The organism is Vibrio sp. JCM 18905, assembly GCF_055393305.1.
On sequence record NZ_AP043878.1, the window covers coordinates 1,449,590 to 1,469,141 of the forward strand.

The window sequence follows — 19,552 nt, forward strand, 5'->3', positions numbered from 1 at the left end:
GAGTATGGTATGTACGCTTTCGTCAGTACCAATTATAAAAGCGGTATTCCATACTAGAAATAATTCATTAGTTACTAAATTAGCAAAGCTACTGACAAGGTTTTGTCCATAGGTGTGCCAACGGGATATGAATGGGGTGTGTGATGAACGGGTTTGTCTGACTGAAACACTTCTGCCCCACTTCTACTTAGGTTAGATGTTCTTCACTAAACTAATGTGTTCATCTAGTCTAAGATTTTCTAATGTGTGATTTTGATATCTCTGCGTATTATCAGGAAGTGAAATGAACAAGAACCTAGTGAATATCTCATTGGAAGAGCAGCAAGCTCAACTTGAAAGTCGCAAACACTACACATTCTTCAAAGATGGTTACATTGATGGTTATAGCTTTGCTTTTTGGCTGTTCGAATCATTATGGTTAGATGGTTTTGATGTAAAGAACCCTACAGATTTGCTTAATGCACTGTGTTTATTCATTGAAGATGAGCATGTAGAACAAAAGAAAGTATTTGAAACTCATATTAACGATATGACACCCGAAGCATACGCAATGTATCCAGAAGGGAAAACGATTCTATTCCATTGCACATTCTTTCTTCATAATATTCACAATTATATTTCCCATATCGGAGAAGGAGTTATTCAAATCCCAAGAACCGAAAGGGATATACTTTATTCTTGGTGGTTAAAGCGTGAGAACGTCTATACATACACATATCTTGATACCTTTATGAAGCAATTCACCGAGATCTTAGATTCTATGCCAAGCTTTAGGTCTATAGTGATGAATCTGCACATCTCAAGACATATCCCAGATGAAGAGTTTTCTGCTTATTCAACGCTCATCAAGAAAGAAGAGCGTTCTAAGAACATTGTTGAGCGTATCAACGAGGCCATAAACCAAGAATTTTATCTAGAAGCAATCGCTCTTGAAGAAAGTTGCATTTCAGACCGCTTATCGTTGGTTTTGTACTCGAAAGGGCGAAAGGCAGGGACAAAGAGCTTTGTAAAGCTCATAGAACTATGTAATGAGTTTTTACCCAAGAATCTTAAACGTGATCTGGATTCGTGGCGTAAAGAGCGAAATAGATCTATTCACAACTTAGTAAGGTCTTCGCCTCTTGAAGAGATGATCGACCTTGAAGAGCTTGACTTACTTTCGGCACATACGGCCAAGAGTGGGTTAAAGTTACTTGATGGTGTAAATATTTGGTTTGAAGAATTTATTCTTTCTGAGATGAACCCGTTCCATTTGCGATTACAAGACGAAGTAACTCTGAACTAGATATGATGCTCTTGAGCTAACTTCAGCTTTGATTTGATAAAGGTGAGGTTGATCTTATCACTCTTTAAGATACTTTTTCTAATATCAAACCACAGAGTCAGCCCAAAGTTCTAACTCACAAATGTCCACTTTCGAGTTAGCGAGGTTAAGCTTGATTGGTCGGACTATAGGTCAGCACAAGCGCTTGTTGCTTGTACATTCAGAAAAGTGCATTTTTGGTAGGTTATATATAAACTGAACAAATGCACTTTTTACATAAACAGAAGCTCTTTCACTAACACACTCACTCTTTGCCTAGAGAGTCCCATTTCTCTGGCAATTTGGGATAAGTTGACTCGTCCGTTATCTTCTAACTGCTTACGGTAGAGTTCACGCAAAATTTCTCGGCGCTGACACTGGGTTTCAATCACAGGAAGTACAAAGGGAAATTGCTCATTAAACCGAGCAAATTCAATACGCTGTTATTCCTTAGAAATCTACGTGAACTTATTAAAAAGCACGCAACCATCCCTGTTAACGATCTTATCAAGTTGATAAATCCGAAACTTAGGGGATGGGCGAATTACTATCGCCACTGTGTTGCTAAACAAGTATTCGGGTATGTCGGCCACAAACTATTCCAAGCGTTATGGCACTGGGCAGTTAGACGTCATCCAACCAAGTCCAAAGACTGGGTTGTGCACAAGTATTTTCTCAATCGTAAAGGCCAGTGGCAATTTCACGGTTGGCAGAAAATCATGAACATGGACTGTCACTTCAATCTGTTCCAAATAGCGAAAGTGCCTATCGAAAGACACGTAAAAATTAGGAGTGCTGCGACCCCTTTTGACCCTCAATACCAAGAATATCTGGTGAAGAGAAAATCTAAAAGGCTAGCTCGTAACTCTTGGAAAGAGCCTGTCCCGACTGTGTTATAAGTTGCTGGGTATCAATGATGCCTTAGTGGAGGCTTGAGCCGTATGCAGTGAAAGTTGCACGTACGGTTCTTAGAGGGGCGGCACTTGGTAATAAGTGTCGTCTACTCGACAAATCCCTGTTAGTAGGTGCGATACTAATGGAAACCCAACCAATGAAGAGTGGGTAATCGCTCAACAGTCGGTGGAACTGCTGTAAAACGGCAAAAATTTTGGGAACTAAGTCAAAGCCCTTTCCTTTATGGAAAGGGCTTTTTTTGATCCAAATACATCCTTTCTCCATACAACTATCCGCATTAATACGGATCTATAATAGCTGCCAATTGTCTTAATATTGATAAATATATAAATAACTTGGGCGGTGAAGAAATTTCAGTATACTGCGCTTAAGTCATAACAAAGAAAAATAGCCTTATGTCATGTAGGTGTCTCAGCTCGGAGACAGGAATTGCGTTTGAAGAACGATCAAACGAAATCGGATCTTTGCAGGCTATTGGGCATATAAATAATAAACCGTTGACTAGTTCGAAGATTAGTCAAATGAGAGAAAGTCATGTTTTTTAATAAGTCGCTTCAGCAAGAAAACCAACGATTCAAGCAGGATCTGCAACGCTTGCAGCAAATCCAACACAGTTTAGATGAAGAAATGCTTCGCTTAACGCTGGATAAGAAAGGCTGCATTACCTCTGCAAATACAAAACTTCAGCAACAACTCTTTTTCACTGATGCGGATATTTTAGCGAAACCGATTACCGAGTTGGTTCCATCAAATTCGCGTAATACAGAGCACTTTCATCGAATGAAGAGAGCCGTTCAAGACAAAGTATTTTGGAATGGCGCGATGCAAGTACTTAAAGGCAACGGCGAAGAAGCGTGGTTACGAACGGTTATCCAGCCTGTTTTGAACGAACATCAAGAAGTTGAAAGCTTTTTTGTGTTTGCTTCTGAGCTTACGCGAACGATCAAAACATCGCGTGAGCAAGAGGACATGCTGAATGCGTTGAGCCGTTCTATGGCGGTTATTGAGTTCACGTTAGATGGTAATGTATTAAAAGCCAATGATAATTTCCTTAGTACGATGGGTTATACACTGGATCAAATTAAAGGAAAGCATCATCGTATGTTCTGCGATCAGGAAGAGGCTGGTTCTGAAGCTTATCGCGAGTTCTGGCAACGTTTGGCAAAAGGACAGTTTGCTTCAGACCGATTTAAGCGAGTTAACCGTTACGGTGAAGAGGTATGGTTAGAAGCCTCCTATAACCCTATCCGTAACGATAGAGGAGAGCTCTACAAGGTAGTCAAGTTCGCGACCGACATCACCCAGCAGGTGATGCAAGAGCAGCAAATGGCTCAGGCTGCGCAATTGGCTAATGAAGTTTCTCAAGAGACCGGAACACAAACACTGCAAGGTCAGCAAGTGATAGGTTCGACGCTAGAAAAGGTGCAAACACTGTCTGACCAGATGCAGCAAGCGAATACGGCCATTGACGAGCTCAAAGCGCACTCATCACGCATTAGTGAACTGGTTAATAGCATCAGTGGTATTGCAGACCAAACTAACTTACTAGCGTTAAATGCGGCGATAGAAGCAGCTCGCGCGGGTGAGCATGGTAGAGGCTTTGCCGTTGTTGCTGACGAGGTCAGACAGCTTGCCACAAGAACCAATGCGACCACTGATGAAATTGTCACAATGGTAACTGAAAACTTAGAGCGAACCGATAATGCTGTCCAACTGATCGCCAAATGCCAAAAAGAAGCACTAGATACGCTAGAGCTTTCAGAAAAAGCGGGGAACGTGATGAACGAAATACAAGATGGCGCTAGCCGTGTCGTAGAGGCTGTGGAGCAATTTAACCGCTCATTGTAGTGGGTTCTTCATGCTATCAATGGCTGTTTTCAGTTCCGATATAATCAACTTGTTTACTACTGCTGCTCATCGCCAATAAAGCGCTTTTTTTGGTGATGAGAAAGCTAATTATTTCCCTCCTTAATATTTCGTATTTCTATCTTAACGTGTCGCTATTTTACAACACTGTTAATAAAAAGTAGCGTAATTTAATCTCCTGTTAACTTGGTTGCGAATCACAGTTGGGGGAGACCTACTTGGACTTACTAAATTTCACCATAGATAACTTAGCGCTGCTAGGTACGCTTACCATGGAGCACATCTCTTTGGTCGCTCTGGCTGTTGGGCTTGCCATCCTAACTGGCGTACCTATCGGCATTCTTATCACACAAAATGAGCGCGTTGCGAAAGTGGTGCTTTACGTAGCGTCCATCATTATCACCATTCCTTCAATCGCACTGTTTGGTTTGATGATTCCTCTCTTATCGACCATTGGTCATGGGATTGGCTACGTGCCCGCCGTGATTACCGTACTGCTTTATTCTCAGCTGCCTATTATTCGCAACACTTATACCGCCATTCACAACGTAGAACCGTCACTCCGAGAGGCAGCTCGCGGCATCGGGATGACGCCTTTTCAGCGTTTGAAAATGGTGGAAATTCCGTTGGCGATTCCGGTGATTATGGCGGGTGTGAGAACGGCAGTAGTAATGAATATTGGCGTTATGGCGATCGCCGCGTATATCGGAGCAGGAGGGTTGGGCGTGTTTATCAGCCGTGGCATATCGCAAAGTGATCCTCGACAACTGATCGTTGGTGCCATCGCCGTCAGCCTTCTGGCTATCATCGCGGATTACGGATTGATTCGACTACAAAAAAGATTAACGCCACCGGGCCTAACCGCTGCTTGATAAAGGACAAATAATAGGGACATTCAAATGATCAAAATTGACAAGCTAACCAAAATTTTTGAAACGCCTAATGGCCCGGTGACTGCCGCAGATCACATTGAGATGGAAGTTCCCAGTGGTGAAATATGTGTGTTACTTGGCCCATCCGGTTGTGGCAAAACCACCACGCTGAAAATGGTCAACCGAATTATTCCCGCGACATCGGGCAAGATCTACCTTGGTGGTGAAGATACTTCTGGGATGGATACGGTCACTCTGCGCCGCAACATTGGCTATGTTATTCAGCAAATTGGCTTATTTCCCAATATGACGATCGGCGAAAACATCGCGGTGGTTCCCAAGTTATTAGGATGGGATAAAGCAAGATACATGACGCGTGCAAAAGAGCTATTGGAGATGGTGGCTCTTGATCCTAGTGTCTTCCTTAATCGTTATCCAAATGAGTTGTCTGGCGGACAGCAGCAACGAATTGGTGTTGCCCGAGCGCTGGCGGCGGATCCTCCCGTCATGCTGATGGATGAACCTTTTGGTGCGATTGACCCGATCAACCGTGAAGTAATCCAGGATGAGTTCCTTAAAATGCAGCAAGAGCTCAACAAGACCATCATGTTTGTCAGTCATGACATTGATGAAGCGGTCAAAATGGCCGATAGAATTGCGATTTTCCGTGATGGTCACCTGGTTCAGTACGATACGCCTGACGATTTGCTCGCACACCCGAAAGATGATTTCGTGAAAAACTTTGTCGGAGATGATCGCGCACTTAAACGTCTTCGCTTAGTGACGGCTGAATCCGTCATGCAGACCACTTTTGCGTACGTGAAACCTAACGATACGCTTGCCGACGCCCTAACCAAAATTGACGCGTATGGGTATCGCGACGCCGTGATATTAGTGAATGACCAACACCAACCTATCGGTTATGTGCCAAAAGCTACCGCAATCAATATGAAGGGGTACTGCGGCGAACATTATGTCGGCCTGAAAACAATCGCCCGAACCACGGATGATCTGCGTAAAGTCGCATCGAAGATGTTCACGCACGACATTGTTTGGATGCCGTGTGTTGACGAGAATGGCCGCTTAGTGGGCGAAGTCACACAGCGCGGCATTACCCATTATCTCGGTGCAACTTATCAGCGCGATACCTCTCCTAGTCAGCCGCAGCAATTGCATCAGGCTAAGGAGGCATCGTGACCAATCAGCTTAAACAAACCTACTATTTCGTTTTATTGGCGTGTGTCTTTGCGTTGGGTATTTATTTACAAGGCGCGGGTACGATCGATGATTTTCTTTACTACCAAGAAGACATTGTTTATTTGACGGTTCAGCATATTGAACTGGTGCTGCTGTCTGGTGGATTGGCGATCCTAATCGCGATTCCCGTCGGCGTATTGCTCAGCCGTCCTCGTTTTCAGAAAGTCGCAGAATCGGCGATGCAGGTTTTGAATGTGGGGACCACGATTCCTACTTTAGCCATTCTCGCGCTGGCAATGAGCTTTCTTGGCATTGGCACCGTGCCTGCGGTATTTGGGCTGACGATTGCCTCGTTGTTGCCGATTGTCAGAAACACCTACATTGGACTGAAAGAAGTGCCCGCTCATTTAAAAGAAGCGGCGTCAGGCATTGGTATGACCGAGTTACAAATGTTGTTTCAGGTTGAAATTCCTAATGCGCTGTTCGTCATTTTTGCCGGTATCCGCACGGCGTTAGCTGTCAACGTGGGCACCGTTCCACTGGCCTTCTTAATTGGTGGCGGTGGGTTAGGGGAGCTCATTTTTACCGGTATTGATCTGGATGAACCCATCATGATGCTGGCAGGCGCTATTCCTACAGCGATGCTGGCTATCGCTATCGACAGTGTGGTAGGAGCCGTTTCTTATGTCACTGTACCTAAAGGCTGTAACCCTATTAGAGCTAGACAATAACAATCCTAAAAATTGAACACAGACAGGAGTCAAACATGTTGAAGCAAATTACTCGCCGCTTGCTGGCCGTTGGTGTACTGCTTTCAAGTTTTCACGCATCTGCGGAAATCGTCGTAGGTGGTAAAAACTTTACAGAACAACAGCTTTTAACGGAAATCACGTCTCAATATTTAACCAAAAAAGGCTACGACGTTGATAAACGTTCGGGCATGGGCAGTGCGGTTTTGCGTAAAGCGCAAGAAAACGGCCAGATTGATCTTTATTGGGAATACACGGGCACATCACTGATCATTTACAACAAAGTCAAAGACAAGCTCCCAGCAGAGCAAGTGTATCAACGCGTTAAGGAACTCGATGCGAAGAAAGGTCTAGTTTGGCTTAACCCTTCAAAAGCGAACAACACCTACGCGCTCGCTATGCGCAGTGACGATGCGAAGCAACGTGGCATCTCAACCTTATCCGACTTCGCCGAGCAAATGCGCCAAGACCCGCCAATGACCATTGCTTTGAATGCGGAATTCTATGCACGAAAAGATGGCTTCCGACCTTTACAGAAAACCTACAAATTCAAAGCTTCACGAGACCAAGTGAAACGCATGGATACGGGGTTAACTTATGATGCGCTGAAAGGGAAAGAAGTCGATGCTGCGCTCGTATTTGCAACAGATGGTCGTATCAAAGCATTTGGTTTTACCGTTTTAACGGATGACAAACAGTTCTTCCCTGATTACGCGATCACTCCTGTGGTTCGCCAAGAAACGCTAGATGCGAACCCAGAGCTTGCCGAGCAAATGAACGCGCTTTCTGCGGCGATCGATGGCGATACGATGTCGACTTTGAATCAACAAGTTGATGTGGAGCGACGTTCGATCTCAGAAGTCGCAAGCCAGTTCCTATCTGAGCATAACTTGGGGTAATACCATGACTATCCTGCAAGTCAGTGTGGCCCAAATCAACGCCCAGTTAGGCGATGTGAATGCCAATCTGAATACTCATCAGGATTACATAAAGCAAGCTGCGGCCTTGGGGTCGCAGCTATTACTGTTTCCTGAACTCTCCTTGACCGGATACCAGCTCCAATCTTCTGTGCGTGAAGTTGCCATGAAGCGTGATGATGCTCGGCTTAAAGAGCTGGCGCAACTTGCACCGCACATGTCCGTGATTGTCGGCTTTGTGGAACAGGCCGCTCCGGGAGAATACTACAACGCGATGGCTTGGTTGCTCGGTGGTACGGTGGTTGCTGTGCATCGCAAAATCAATTTACCAACCTATGGTGGGCTTGAAGAGGGCAAGTGGTTTCATTCGGGAGACGCAACCACCAGCGTTTCTCTTGATGATAATTGGCGAGGCTCGGTTTTAATTTGTGCCGATTTATGGAATCCACCTTTGGTTCATTGCGCGCTACTCGATAAGCCTGAAATCTTGCTCGCGCCGATCAATTCGGCCAGCAGTATTGTCAGTAAAGATTTTTCCAATGAAGACAACTGGTTAGTTAACGTTAAATTTTATGCGGTGCTCTACGGAACTCCAGTTTTGATGGCCAACCGTTACGGGCCAGAGGGCGAAGCGTGGTTTTGGGGAGGAAGCTGTATTTTGTCTGCAACGGGTGAGCTATTGGCGCAGGCAGAAGACGGTGAAACCTTGATAACTGCAACCTTGTCATTGGACGATATTGATAAAGCCAGATTCGAGCTGCCTACCATGCGAGACAGCAATACACCATTGATCACAACACTATTGTCGAAGGCAAAACGCTAAAACTGGAGCAGTAGACGATGCAATCTATTCATCGATTTATTCACGAATTAACCTTTGAACAGCTTCCTGCTGACGTTATTGAACAAGCGAAATATTGCGTCTTGGATTTGTTAGGTGTCGCCGCAGCTGGTAAAGCGACGCAGCTGCAAAATATGGTAGCTAAACTCGCGCAGAAGCAGTTTGCCGGTGATACGCCGATGCTGTTTTCTGATCACACGGTCAGTGGTTGTGGGGCGACTCTATATGGCGGCATGTTGATTGACAGTATGGACGCGCACGACGGCCAAGTCCTGACGAAAGGTCATGTCGGCGTCGCTGTTTTGCCGGGGCTGCTCGCCAGTATGCATGATTCAGCAGTTACGGGAGAAGAGTTATTAACGTCCCTCGTCATTGGCTACGAAATAGCAACTCGCGCCGGAATCGCGCTGCATCAAACCGCTTGTGATTATCATACTTCTGGTGCTTGGAATGCGTTGGGCGTCGCTGCGGTGTCTGCAAGAAGAAAAGACTTAACGGATGCACAAACAGAGCATGCGCTCGGCATTGCTGAGTTTTATGGTCCACGCAGCCAAATGATGCGTTGTATTGAACATCCAACCATGCTCAAAGACGGCTCTGGCTGGGGAGCGATGGCGGGCTTTGCCAGTGCAGAGCTGGCAGAAGAAGGATTTACTGGCGCGCCAGCCGTGACTCTTCTGGACCAACAAACTCACGCTTTGTGGGCAGATTTAGGGCAGCGCTGGTATATTCTGGAGCAATACTTTAAACCGTATCCGGTTTGTCGTTGGGCTCAACCTGCGGTTGAAGCGGTGAGAGCACTGCAACAAGAAAATAAACTAGAACCTGATGAGATTGAACTTATCGAAGTTCACAGCTTTCATCAGGCGGTGTGCCTGCATATCAAGCGCCCAGAGACAACCGAGCAGGCTCAGTACAGTTTGCCATTTTCAGTCGCGAGTGCGGTTATTGATAATACGGTCACGGTAGAAGCCGTCACCAAAGGACTGAAAGATCCTGCTCGCTTGGCACTTACGGAGCGGATGAAGTTAATTGAAGAGCCCGCTTACAATGATAAGTTTCCAGCCGAACGCTGGGCGCATGTCGTGGTGACGTTGAAAAATGGCGACAAACTGACTTCGCCTCCCTGTATTGCGCGAGGTAATCCTGAAAATCCTCTCAGTCGAGACGAGATGCGAGGTAAGTTTCGCACTTTGGCAGAGAAAGAATTGTCCGCTTCACGCGTGTCAGCGATAGAAGAGGGCTGTTTGCAACTTGATAAAGCCAGTAAAGAGCAGGTACTTGCTTGGCTATCACTGCTTTACCAAGGCACGTTGTCTGATAAGCCGTCTGACACGTCGCCTGACACATCACGATGAGATCGAAGAGATCGAACTTCTTTTCTCTTACTCAATCTTAAGCTAAACGTCGCTCTTCACGCGGCGTTTTTTCATAGCGTTTTTTGTAGCAGCGCGCAAAATACGATGTAGAACTGAACCCACAAGCGGTGCTGATTTGGGTGATGGACAGCATGGTTTGCAACAACAAATGTTGAGCACGTTCTAAGCGCAATTGAAGGTAGTAATTGCCTGGTTTGTCTTGCAAGTATTGCAAAAATAACCTCTCCATCTGCCTGACCGATAACCCTACTTGTTCGCCAATTTCATAGCATTTTAGCGGTTCTTCCATGTTGGCTTCCATGATCTCTACAGCGTCGAGCAGGCGCGGGTGGCGGATGTTGTGCTTACGGATTAACGACATCCGCTGTTTATCATGCGCTGGTCGAATCGCAGGGTGAATGCATTGCTCAGCCACTTGATTCGCCAAGTCGCTCCCATGTTGGTTTGTAATTAAATGAAGCATCATATCCAAACCGGCTAAGCCGCCCGAACAAGTTGGTGTGCGTGGGTCGAATTCGTACAACTCACTGGTCACGTTAATGTTTGGAAACTCCTCTGCCAGGCTGTTGGCGGACTCCCAATGCACGGTACACGTTTTGTTTTTTAACAGGCCAGCTTTTGCTAACAACACGCTGCCTGTCGAAGTCGAGCCCACGGCGATGCCTTGACGAAGCGCCTGTTTTAACCACTGATTCACCGAGCCACTCGTAGCAGCAACATGGGCGCCAATACCTGCCACAACCAGCAGCAAGTCTAAATGAGCAATGTTGTTGATTGACTGTGTTGGCGAGAATGAAACGCCATTACTGGCCGACACTTCTTTATCTTCGAATCCATAAATATCCCACTGATACAAATCGCAACCAGCGAGGCGATTTGCCATTCGAAGAGGTTCGATAACCGCCGAAAAAGAGAGCATCGAAAAATCAGGAATAAGGAAAAAACCAATGCGATACGTGTGTGTCGTTTTCATTCTCTGTGGTCACCAAGTGGGCAGTTCATCTATGTCGTATTTCTGGATAAGAATGTCGCAATTGTTAAATTATTGCTATCAAAATTCGAACATGATGTGACTTAAGACAAGGACTTCTTTGTCGAGCATACACATTCATTTGGACGAGATAATTATGATTGAACAAAAAGCCCCAGTAATTAGTGATGGTCTACGCCTTGATGGCGCTTTCTTTACTGACGAGAACGTTAACAACCCAGACTTACCGATCGTTATTGTCTGCTCAGGCTTTACTGGGCAAAAAAATATTCACCCAGAGCGTTACGCGAGAGCCTTAACTGCGAAGGGCTTTACAGTATTCGGATTTGACTACCGTGGCTTTGGCGAATCTGAGGGTATTCGTGAGCGAGTTATTTTGGATGAACAAGTACGCGACATCGCCAACGCGGTTGCGGTTGTGAAAAAGCGCGCTGACGAGGAAGGCCGCAAAGTCGTACTGGCTGGCTGGGGCATGGCGGGGGGATTAATTCTTGATGCTTACCGCGTTTGCCAAGATGCGATTGATGGCCTTATCTCCATGAACGGCTTTTATGATGCGGTACGTGTTCAGGTGGCTCAACGTGGCGAGCACGGCTGGAAAGCGTTCCGTCAATTTATGTTAGAAGAGCGTACACGTCTTGCTCTTGGTGGAGAAAAGCAGGGGATTGATCCATTTGAAATCTACCCGCTTGATCCAGTAAGCCGCGAATATGTATTCACTGAACTGGTCAAAGCGCCGGGCTACGGCGTGACATCTGATCTGGATTTTGCGGATTCTCTCATCAATTTCAAACCGGAAGCTCTACTGGACGAGCGATTTGCAGACGCGCCAATCTTGATTGCGCACGGTGCAGAAAACGACCTTCACCCAGTGACCGAAGCAAAGTCGCTGTACGCGAAATACCCTGGGCCGAAATCTCTATTCTTACTGCCTGAAGGTGGTCACACCGAGTGGATGTTGGACGACGATCCTAAGTTTATTCAGTTCTCTGGCGTGATCGCGAACTGGTTGAGTGAGAACTTCAGTTAAGTCTTCAAGAGGTGCTTTCGTTGATGGCACCTCTACCTTTCTGACAGGATGATTTTCGATGAGCATAATTCCATTTTGTGAAGCGGCGGACCCATTTGTACATAAACCAACAATCGCGATTCCTGACGGCGCGGTTGATTGTCACGCCCACGTTTTTTCTTCACGTTATCCGTACTGTGAAACGCGAACCTACACGCCACCCGATGCCAGCGTTGGCGCGTACCTGCATTTGCACCAGCAATTAGGCATCCGTCATGGCGTGCTGGTTCAGCCGAGTGTGTATGGCAATGACAACCAGTTGCATCTTGATACATTACGGTATTTACGCCAGCAAGGTTACGACTACAAAGGCGTCGCGGTCGTGGATGCGGATGTTTCCGAGCAAACGCTGGATGAGCTACAAGAAGCCGGATTTTGTGGGGTGCGGATGAATTTGCTGTTTAAAGGTGGTATTGAGTGGCGAGATGTTGAACGTTTAGCGGCTCGCCTTGCAGAGCGACACTGGCACCTTCAATGCTTAATTGATGTTTCGCAGTTTGATGACTTATATCAGCGATTAAGGGCTTTACCCGTGCCCGTAGTGATTGATCATCTTGGACATATGCCAACAAACAAGCTTATTTCTCATCCTGGTTTTCAAACCTTATTGAAGCTTAAGGCCGAAGGGAAAGTGTGGACAAAATTGTCGGCGCCGTATCGTTTGTCGCTTCAATCTCCGCCTTATGATGACGTTTCTTCGTTTGCTCAAGCTTTGTTAGAAGCGAATGAAGAGCAATGCGTCTGGGGCTCGGATTGGCCTCATCCATGTTTTGCTGCTGAGATGCCAAATGATGGCCAGCTATTAGATACCTTGTGGCACTGGACGCAAGATACGACACTGTTTGGCAAGATTCTGGTCGATAACCCCAAGCGCCTCTACCACTTTTAACTCCGCATTCATGTTACGAACCTAAAAAGACAACCGTAAGGCACCGATTCAAATTATGCTTCCTGCACTTCCGCTACAGGTTTCCTCTGATCCTGTGGTTATCAAGTTCTTTAACACCCTTAAACAACTTGGTTTCAAGGGGGATACTGATGCTCGTTATACCACTCGATTGAGTATGGCGACTGACAACAGCGTCTACCAGCAACTTCCTTTGTCGGTCGTCTTTCCTGCCAACCATCATGATGTGGTAATACTTGGCAAGGTCAGTGCACGTGATGAATTTAAGCACCTGACCTTTTCGCCCAGAGGAGGCGGAACGGGCACCAACGGACAATCATTGAACTCGGGGATTGTGGTTGACCTGTCTCGCTACATGAATCGAGTGTTAGAGATTAACGAGCAGGAAGGCTGGGTGAGAGTGGAAACTGGGATAGTTAAAGACCAACTCAATGACATCGTTCGTCCTTATGGTTATTTCTTCTCGCCAGATCTGTCGACCAGCAACCGCGCAACATTAGGTGGGATGATTAATACCGATGCATCAGGCCAAGGCTCTTTGCAATATGGTAAAACCTCGGATCATGTGTTGGCGCTCAAAGCGGTATTGGCGGATGGTTCGGTGCTCGATACCGAAGCTATTCAACAAAACAAATGGTTAAACAGTGATGTAGTATCGCGAGCGTTAAAAATTACAGAGAAAGTTTGTCGAGACAAGCGTCAACAGATTTTGGATAAGTTTCCTCCTCTGAATCGATTTCTTACTGGTTATGACCTAAAAAATGCCATCAACGACAAGAGTGAAGCGTTTGACGTCACGAGAATATTATGTGGCTCTGAGGGCACGTTAGCTTTTATCACTGAAGCCAAGCTCAATCTTACGCGAATACCTACCACGCGACGGTTAGTGAACGTTAAATACGATAGCTTTGATTCTGCATTGCGAAATGCTCCCTTGATGGTCGAAGCAGAGGCGCTATCGGTAGAGACAGTTGATGCAAAGGTGCTTAATCTTGCAAGAGAAGACATTGTCTGGCACTCGGTAAAACACGCGATCTCAGATGTGCGGGGCAAAGAGATGCAAGGGCTTAACTTTGTTGAGTTCGCAGGCAGTCACGACGATGATATTGAGGATAAAGTTGAACGCTTACTTTCAATTCTCGATAAAGAAATGGCTCACCGACGCAGTGGTATCATCGGTTATCAAGTCTGTCGTGAACCCCAAGACATCCAGGCTATTTATGGCATGCGCAAGAAAGCGGTCGGGCTGCTTGGCGCGACCAAAGGTCAGGCAAAGCCGATTGCATTCGCGGAAGATACCTGTGTACCGCCTGAAAATTTGGCGGACTTTATCGCGGAACTTCGTACGTTGCTAGACAGCAATAACCTGCATTATGGCATGTTTGGGCATGTGGATGCAGGCGTTCTTCACGTGCGTCCAGCGCTCGATATGTGTGACCCTGAGCAAGAAGCGTTGATGCATCAACTGTCCGATGATGTGGTCGCGCTGGTGGCAAAATACAATGGTTTAATGTGGGGAGAGCACGGTAAAGGATATCGATCAGAATATGGACCAGCCTTCTTTGGTGATGAGCTCTTTACTGAATTAAGGCGTATTAAAGCGGCGTTTGACCCCGACAATAAAATGAACCCGGGCAAGATTTGCACACCACTGAATAGCGACGCTGACATGGTAAAAGTCACAGCGACCAAGCGTGGCTACTATGATCGTCAGATCCCCTTAGCAGTCCGAGAGTCGCTTAAGCCCGTGCTGTCTTGCAATGGCAATGGGCTGTGTTTTAATTACGATGCTGATAGCCCAATGTGTCCATCATTTAAAGTAACAGCCGATCGTCGCCACTCTCCGAAAGGGAGGGCTGGGATAATGCGTGAATGGCTGCGTCGCCTGAATGACAGTGGCTTCGATTTGCTCGCTAACGAACAACAGCTTCTCAATCAAACGTTATCGGTTAAGCTTTTGACTCAGAAGCTGAGTAAGTTGATATCTCGCCCCACATCTGACGACCTATCGCATGAAGTTTATGAGGTGATGAATGGCTGTCTAGCGTGCAAAGCGTGTGCGAGTCAGTGCCCTGTTAAAGTTGATGTGCCTGATTTTAGAGCGCGTTTTTTACACCTCTATCACTCACGTTATCGCAGACCTCTGCGCGACTATCTGGTGTCGAATATTGAGCAACTGCTGCCGATTATGGCAAAAGCCCCCAAGCTGGTTAATCGAATTGCATCTAGTAGGCCTGTTACGCAGGTATTAGAGACATCCATCGGTTTTGTTGATTCGCCAGTGCTATCGATCCCTACGTTGCAAAGTCGATGTCAGGCACTTGGAGTGAGCCCGTTCGACTTTGCGTATCTAGAATCGCTTTCCCCAGAAGTGAAGCAAAATTACGTCTTGATTGTTCAAGATCCATTTACCAGCTTTTATGAAGCCGAGTTGGTTACGGACTTTATTCAGTTATTGCAGCGGTTAGGGAAACACCCTGTTGTTCTGCCTTTCAAACCCAATGGGAAAGCTCAACATGTAAAAGGTTTCCTTAAGGCATTCGCCAGAAATGCACAAAACACCTCGGATTTTCTCAAACAAGTTGCTGAGCTTGAAATTCCTATGATCGGTATCGATGCAGCCTTAGTACTCTGTTATCGCGATGAATACCGTCAGGCTCTAAAAGAAAAGCGGGGCGAGTTTACAGTTTATACGGCTCATGAGTGGCTGGTGGATACACTCAATGAATGGCTGCCAGTAAGTGTATCAGACGAAGAACCTTGGTATTTGATGGCGCATTGCACAGAAAAGACCAAAATACCGCAGACTGAGAAATCTTGGCAGTCTATTTTTCATCACTTTGGCTTAAAGCTGCAGGTGATACCTACGGGATGTTGCGGTATGGCGGGGACATTCGGCCATGAAGTGGATAAGAAAAGTACGTCTGAAGCTATTTATCAACTGAGTTGGAAACCGAATATAAAGAACCTGCCCACTGAGCGTGTGTTAGCCACGGGGTATTCCTGTCGCAGTCAAGTTAAGCGTTTTGAAGGGGAGGTCGTTCGACATCCGGTCCAAGTTTTAGCCAGTTTGTTTAGTGCATAAGATGCTTAGGCAATTTAGTATACGAAAACGCTTGCCTTAAGACTTTACCTGCCTTTAATGTATCCGACCGCAGAACTTCAATCTGCGTAACAACAACACAGGAGAGAATCGGGCTTTCACTTTCGCTCGACAGAAACTCCTTTCAAATTGATACAACAGCGCAGCAAACTTCCCTTGCTGCGATACTGTGTTCCATATTTTGTGAGTACTTATGTTTAACTCAGAACGCAAAGCGACGGTTATTCTGGTTGCGACAACGATGATCGCGGCACTTGGTTGGATCTTTTCTAAGGAAACAATACAGGGCTTACCACCTTTTGGCTTTATCGGGGCGCGATTTACTATTGCATCGCTCTGTCTGTTGCCATTGTGCTATCGACCTTTTCTGAAAGCGAATTTGAGAGATGTGCTTTCTGCTGGTGGTGTCGGGCTCCTGTTAGGCAGTGCCGTTATGACATGGATTTACGCCATCTCCATCAGCGATACGCTCGGAGAAGGCGCATTTATCATGAGTCTCTCCATGCTATTTGTGCCTATTGTTGCGTGGGTTATGTTTCGTCAACGACCACAACGAATTTTCTGGCTTTCTTTGCCTATCGCGGTGTTAGGTCTAGCCTGTCTCTCTTTAGTTGGCGGCTGGAAGCAATCGGCCAGTCAATTTTGGTTTCTTGGGGCGGCACTGGTTCTTGCGCTTCATTTTAATGTGAACAGTAAATACTCTCAAAAATTACCTGTGTTGCTGCTTACTTGCGTGCAGCTTTTTTCTGCTGGTTGTTTAGGTTTGTTGGTTTCTTTCTTTATGGAGTCTTTTCCGGCAGAGGTTGACTCCTCCATTTGGTGGTGGTTCGCGTTGAGCACTTTGCTAGCGACGAGCTTGCGTTACGTAATGCAAACCATGGGGCAAAAATTTGTTCAGGCAGGTAATGCTGCCTTGATCATGATATTAGAGCCAGTTTGGACCGTCATTCTAAGCGTGCTGTGGTATGGCGAAGTGCTAACGGCAAATAAGCTAGTAGGCTGTGTGCTTATCTTATTCTCTCTTATTATTTATCGTACTGGCGGTCGATTTCGTTTGTCTATCCCTAGGTAGCTTCAAGAAATGTGGGTAGGGAACAATTTAGGAGTGAAGCATGGCCAATACTGAGCATCAGGAATCACTAGACTTTTTAGATATTTTAAGTGTCTGTTTATATCGTTTAGGAATTAGCGTATTTGCCTTTGGACTTATCGCGATGACGATATCGGGTTTGCACCTTATTGAAGGTTCGGCATTTTATGATCGAAATGTGTTGCTGATCATCGCCATTGCAGGTGTATTAACTGCAGCAAATATCCATGTCTACAGTAAAACTGTGCGTACTGTCATCAGCTGGTCAACTTGGGTGGGACTGCTCTTCATGGTGAGCGATCCAGACTTATCCCGCGTGTGGCTTTCTCTTGGTTTTGTCTTTGTCACTTTTTCCGGTGTGGCGCTGAAAGAGTCCTTTTGTTTTAAAGTTCCAGGCTTGAAAGCGGTGCCAGTGCTACTTGTCATCGCAACCTTTGCGTTTTGTTTCGAAATACTGACGGTAGCGACTATTGCAACAGGGTTGTCTGGCTTAATTATGGGCTTCCTGTCTATATCAAAGTGGCGGATGCCACTTCATTTTGATATTGGTATCAAAGCAAACTACGAGGTTTAATAAACGCCTTAAGTTAGAGATGTCATACGGTTACGCAAAGCTAGCGATACTTTTGACGTGGGTTCTCGATTAAGCTCTTCGCTGATCATCCAGCCAGCTTTTGCTAACAGCTCCAAGTCGATCCCCGTTTCGATCCCTAATCCTTGGCATAAATACAGTACATCCTCCGTCGCGACATTCCCCGAGGCCCCATGAGCGTATGGGCATCCACCTAGCCCAGCTACACTACTGTCGATGGTATTGATGCCCATACTTAATGCTTGATGAATATTGGCGAGCGCTTGTCCCCATGTATCGTGGAAATGGACAGCAAGTTGGGGGAGAGGTGTAACCAACATGACGGCTTCCAGCATGGCTGCAATTCGATTTGGCGTGCCTGTGCCGATGGTGTCACCTAGAGACACCTCATAGCACCCTAAATCGATGAGGGATTTGGTCACGCTCGCCACCTGCCTAGGGTCTGTCGGACCGTCGTAAGGGCAATCGGCAACGCAGGATAGATAACCTCGAACAGGGATGCCGTGTTTGGTGGCTAATCGCATTACAGGCTCGAAGCGAGTTAAACTTTCTGCAATCGAGCAATTGATATTGTGTTGGCAGAATCCTTCTGATGATGAAGTGAAAATTGCGACCTGATTGGCACCAGCCTCCAAGGCTTGTTCGAAGCCTTTTAGGTTTGGTGTCAGGGCTGAATAAGTAACATGATTTCGCCTTGTTATTGCTTTCATGACCTCTGTTGAGTCCGCCATTTGTGGCACCCATTTGGGCGAAACAAAAGAGCCCGCCTCAATATGCGTTAGCCCAGTATCAGAGAGTAAGTTGATCAACCGGATTTTAGTCTGGGTCGCAACAGGAGATTCATTTTGCAACCCATCTCGTGGACCTACTTCGACAATATTTACTTTGGAAGGCAGCATTACTTGTCCTGTGATTTGGTTACCCAACTTGGGCTTCGTTTTTCAAGAAACGCTTGCAAGCCATCTTGGCCTTGTGGCGATACCCTAATGTCCGCAATGAGCTTGCTAGTATAGTGAATCAGTTGTTGATCGATGGGGTTTTGATGACATTGGTGACAGAGCGTTTTCGCTTTACGCATCGCATCTGGGCTATTAAGTAGTAACGTCTTGATCACGCTATCGACCGCATTTTCAAGTTGTTTGGCTTCTTTCACTTCGTGCACAATACCAAACCGTTCGGCATCCTCGGCTGAAATGACTTCACCACTTAAAATATAACGTCTAGCTTGTCGATTCCCCATCGCTCGCATGACGTAGGGTGCAATGGTTGCCGGAACTAAACCAAGCTTAACTTCACTTAAGCAAAAGTTGGCACATTGGCTCGCGATGGCGATATCACTGCAACAAATCAATCCCAGCGCGCCGCCGTAAGCGGAGCCTTGTACAACCGCGATGGTGGGTTGAGGGAACGAATCTAGTGTTTCCATGAGTCTTGCCAAGTTTTGGGCATCAACGAAATTATCTTGCCTCGTGCTGTCGGCCATCGACTGCATCCAATTCAGGTCGGCCCCGGATGAAAAGTGCTTGCCGTTACTTTTTAATACCAAGCATCGCACATCCGTTCGTAAAGCGAGATAATCTAGGCGGTGGATCAGCAAGTCGATCGTACAAGCATCAAAAGCATTGTGCTTGGCTGTTCTGTTTAGAGTGATGGTCGCTACGCCATTGTCATCGACATGCCAAAGAACATCATCTTGCCTTTGGGCGTTGGGAATAATGCTTGGTTGCATTTCCTGCATACTTACTTCCTTAATTTATCTTT

At 46.2% G+C, this 19,552-nt stretch carries 17 protein-coding genes and 1 pseudogene; 14 read left to right on the forward strand and 4 right to left on the reverse strand.

Going from position 1 to position 19,552, the window contains the following annotated elements:
- Window positions 1-283 precede the first annotated feature (283 nt).
- Window positions 284-1,285, forward strand: a complete 1,002-nt coding sequence (locus tag ACZ5ZC_RS06365) for a hypothetical protein (RefSeq protein ID WP_025607520.1) — start codon at window positions 284-286, stop codon at window positions 1,283-1,285.
- Between the two features lie 251 nt (window positions 1,286-1,536).
- On the opposite strand, the gene ACZ5ZC_RS06370 is transcribed toward ACZ5ZC_RS06365, so the two are convergent.
- Window positions 1,537-1,695 (reverse strand): winged helix-turn-helix domain-containing protein, encoded by a 159-nt coding sequence (locus ACZ5ZC_RS06370; protein ID WP_180767994.1) that lies wholly within the window; start codon window positions 1,693-1,695, stop codon window positions 1,537-1,539.
- On the opposite strand from ACZ5ZC_RS06370, the pseudogene ACZ5ZC_RS06375 reads away from it, so the two are divergent.
- The 8 genes and pseudogenes from ACZ5ZC_RS06375 to ACZ5ZC_RS06410 all read left to right on the forward strand — a co-directional run.
- A pseudogene (locus ACZ5ZC_RS06375) lies at window positions 1,681-2,202 on the forward strand (group II intron maturase-specific domain-containing protein); the annotation flags it as partial. The gene ACZ5ZC_RS06370 and the pseudogene ACZ5ZC_RS06375 sit on opposite strands and share 15 nt — an antisense overlap.
- Before the next feature lie 550 nt (window positions 2,203-2,752).
- A complete protein-coding gene (locus ACZ5ZC_RS06380; RefSeq protein WP_464931519.1) occupies window positions 2,753-4,066 on the forward strand; it encodes a methyl-accepting chemotaxis protein in 1,314 nt (437 codons plus the stop codon).
- Between the two features lie 290 nt (window positions 4,067-4,356).
- Window positions 4,357-4,956, forward strand: a complete 600-nt coding sequence (locus ACZ5ZC_RS06385; RefSeq protein WP_012842483.1) for an ABC transporter permease — start codon at window positions 4,357-4,359, stop codon at window positions 4,954-4,956.
- A 27-nt stretch (window positions 4,957-4,983) separates the two neighbouring features.
- Entirely contained in the window at window positions 4,984-6,153 is a 1,170-nt protein-coding gene (locus ACZ5ZC_RS06390) for an ABC transporter ATP-binding protein (RefSeq protein ID WP_054868206.1), read from the forward strand.
- Entirely contained in the window at window positions 6,150-6,884 is a 735-nt protein-coding gene (locus tag ACZ5ZC_RS06395; RefSeq protein WP_006742426.1) for an ABC transporter permease, read from the forward strand. Before ACZ5ZC_RS06390 ends, ACZ5ZC_RS06395 begins: the two co-directional genes overlap by 4 nt.
- 35 nt (window positions 6,885-6,919) lie before the next feature.
- Entirely contained in the window at window positions 6,920-7,801 is an 882-nt protein-coding gene (locus ACZ5ZC_RS06400; RefSeq protein WP_046873659.1) for a glycine betaine ABC transporter substrate-binding protein, read from the forward strand.
- Window positions 7,802-7,805: 4 nt separating this feature from the next.
- Window positions 7,806-8,642: a nitrilase-related carbon-nitrogen hydrolase gene (locus ACZ5ZC_RS06405; RefSeq protein ID WP_237311161.1), complete on the forward strand. Its 837-nt coding sequence runs from the start codon at window positions 7,806-7,808 to the stop codon at window positions 8,640-8,642.
- Window positions 8,643-8,659: 17 nt separating this feature from the next.
- Window positions 8,660-10,018: an MmgE/PrpD family protein gene (locus tag ACZ5ZC_RS06410; RefSeq protein ID WP_256952336.1), complete on the forward strand. Its 1,359-nt coding sequence runs from the start codon at window positions 8,660-8,662 to the stop codon at window positions 10,016-10,018.
- Window positions 10,019-10,055: 37 nt separating this feature from the next.
- Here ACZ5ZC_RS06410 and ACZ5ZC_RS06415 read toward each other — a convergent pair whose 3' ends face one another.
- Window positions 10,056-11,012 carry a GlxA family transcriptional regulator gene (locus ACZ5ZC_RS06415; RefSeq protein WP_054868210.1) on the reverse strand — a complete coding sequence of 319 codons (957 nt, stop codon included), beginning with the start codon at window positions 11,010-11,012 and terminating at the stop codon, window positions 10,056-10,058.
- 154 nt (window positions 11,013-11,166) lie between these two features.
- On the opposite strand from ACZ5ZC_RS06415, the gene ACZ5ZC_RS06420 reads away from it, so the two are divergent.
- The 5 genes from ACZ5ZC_RS06420 (at window position 11,167) to ACZ5ZC_RS06440 (ending at window position 17,773) form a co-directional block, all read left to right on the forward strand.
- Window positions 11,167-12,060: an alpha/beta hydrolase gene (locus ACZ5ZC_RS06420; protein WP_005391008.1), complete on the forward strand. Its 894-nt coding sequence runs from the start codon at window positions 11,167-11,169 to the stop codon at window positions 12,058-12,060.
- A gap of 58 nt (window positions 12,061-12,118) precedes the next feature.
- A complete protein-coding gene (locus tag ACZ5ZC_RS06425; protein WP_464931520.1) occupies window positions 12,119-12,988 on the forward strand; it encodes an amidohydrolase family protein in 870 nt (289 codons plus the stop codon).
- A gap of 55 nt (window positions 12,989-13,043) precedes the next feature.
- A complete protein-coding gene (ydiJ, locus tag ACZ5ZC_RS06430; RefSeq protein WP_464931521.1) occupies window positions 13,044-16,091 on the forward strand; it encodes a D-2-hydroxyglutarate dehydrogenase YdiJ in 3,048 nt (1,015 codons plus the stop codon).
- Between the two features lie 211 nt (window positions 16,092-16,302).
- Complete coding sequence (locus ACZ5ZC_RS06435) at window positions 16,303-17,181, forward strand: DMT family transporter (RefSeq protein ID WP_054868211.1); 879 nt, start codon at window positions 16,303-16,305, stop codon at window positions 17,179-17,181.
- A 40-nt stretch (window positions 17,182-17,221) separates the two neighbouring features.
- Window positions 17,222-17,773 carry a DUF2301 domain-containing membrane protein gene (locus ACZ5ZC_RS06440; protein WP_054868212.1) on the forward strand — a complete coding sequence of 184 codons (552 nt, stop codon included), beginning with the start codon at window positions 17,222-17,224 and terminating at the stop codon, window positions 17,771-17,773.
- An 8-nt stretch (window positions 17,774-17,781) separates the two neighbouring features.
- Here ACZ5ZC_RS06440 and ACZ5ZC_RS06445 read toward each other — a convergent pair whose 3' ends face one another.
- Window positions 17,782-18,690 carry a hydroxymethylglutaryl-CoA lyase gene (locus ACZ5ZC_RS06445; RefSeq protein ID WP_085343631.1) on the reverse strand — a complete coding sequence of 303 codons (909 nt, stop codon included), beginning with the start codon at window positions 18,688-18,690 and terminating at the stop codon, window positions 17,782-17,784.
- On the reverse strand, window positions 18,690-19,529 hold the full coding sequence (locus ACZ5ZC_RS06450; protein WP_048625205.1) for an enoyl-CoA hydratase-related protein: 840 nt from the start codon (window positions 19,527-19,529) through the stop codon (window positions 18,690-18,692). Before ACZ5ZC_RS06450 ends, ACZ5ZC_RS06445 begins: the two co-directional genes overlap by 1 nt.
- Window positions 19,530-19,552 lie beyond the last annotated feature (23 nt).

Coding starts and splice junctions, on each gene's coding strand:
- ACZ5ZC_RS06365 (WP_025607520.1), top strand. CDS start 284: ATGAACAAGAACCTAGTGAATATCTCATTGGAAGAGCAGCAAGCTCAA.
- ACZ5ZC_RS06380 (WP_464931519.1), top strand. CDS start 2,753: ATGTTTTTTAATAAGTCGCTTCAGCAAGAAAACCAACGATTCAAGCAG.
- ACZ5ZC_RS06385 (WP_012842483.1), top strand. CDS start 4,357: ATGGAGCACATCTCTTTGGTCGCTCTGGCTGTTGGGCTTGCCATCCTA.
- ACZ5ZC_RS06390 (WP_054868206.1), top strand. CDS start 4,984: ATGATCAAAATTGACAAGCTAACCAAAATTTTTGAAACGCCTAATGGC.
- ACZ5ZC_RS06400 (WP_046873659.1), top strand. CDS start 6,920: ATGTTGAAGCAAATTACTCGCCGCTTGCTGGCCGTTGGTGTACTGCTT.
- ACZ5ZC_RS06405 (WP_237311161.1), top strand. CDS start 7,806: ATGACTATCCTGCAAGTCAGTGTGGCCCAAATCAACGCCCAGTTAGGC.
- ACZ5ZC_RS06410 (WP_256952336.1), top strand. CDS start 8,660: ATGCAATCTATTCATCGATTTATTCACGAATTAACCTTTGAACAGCTT.
- ACZ5ZC_RS06415 (WP_054868210.1), bottom strand. CDS start 11,012: ATGAAAACGACACACACGTATCGCATTGGTTTTTTCCTTATTCCTGAT.
- ACZ5ZC_RS06420 (WP_005391008.1), top strand. CDS start 11,167: ATGATTGAACAAAAAGCCCCAGTAATTAGTGATGGTCTACGCCTTGAT.
- ACZ5ZC_RS06425 (WP_464931520.1), top strand. CDS start 12,119: ATGAGCATAATTCCATTTTGTGAAGCGGCGGACCCATTTGTACATAAA.
- ydiJ (WP_464931521.1), top strand. CDS start 13,044: ATGCTTCCTGCACTTCCGCTACAGGTTTCCTCTGATCCTGTGGTTATC.
- ACZ5ZC_RS06435 (WP_054868211.1), top strand. CDS start 16,303: ATGTTTAACTCAGAACGCAAAGCGACGGTTATTCTGGTTGCGACAACG.
- ACZ5ZC_RS06440 (WP_054868212.1), top strand. CDS start 17,222: ATGGCCAATACTGAGCATCAGGAATCACTAGACTTTTTAGATATTTTA.
- ACZ5ZC_RS06445 (WP_085343631.1), bottom strand. CDS start 18,690: ATGCTGCCTTCCAAAGTAAATATTGTCGAAGTAGGTCCACGAGATGGG.
- ACZ5ZC_RS06450 (WP_048625205.1), bottom strand. CDS start 19,529: ATGCAGGAAATGCAACCAAGCATTATTCCCAACGCCCAAAGGCAAGAT.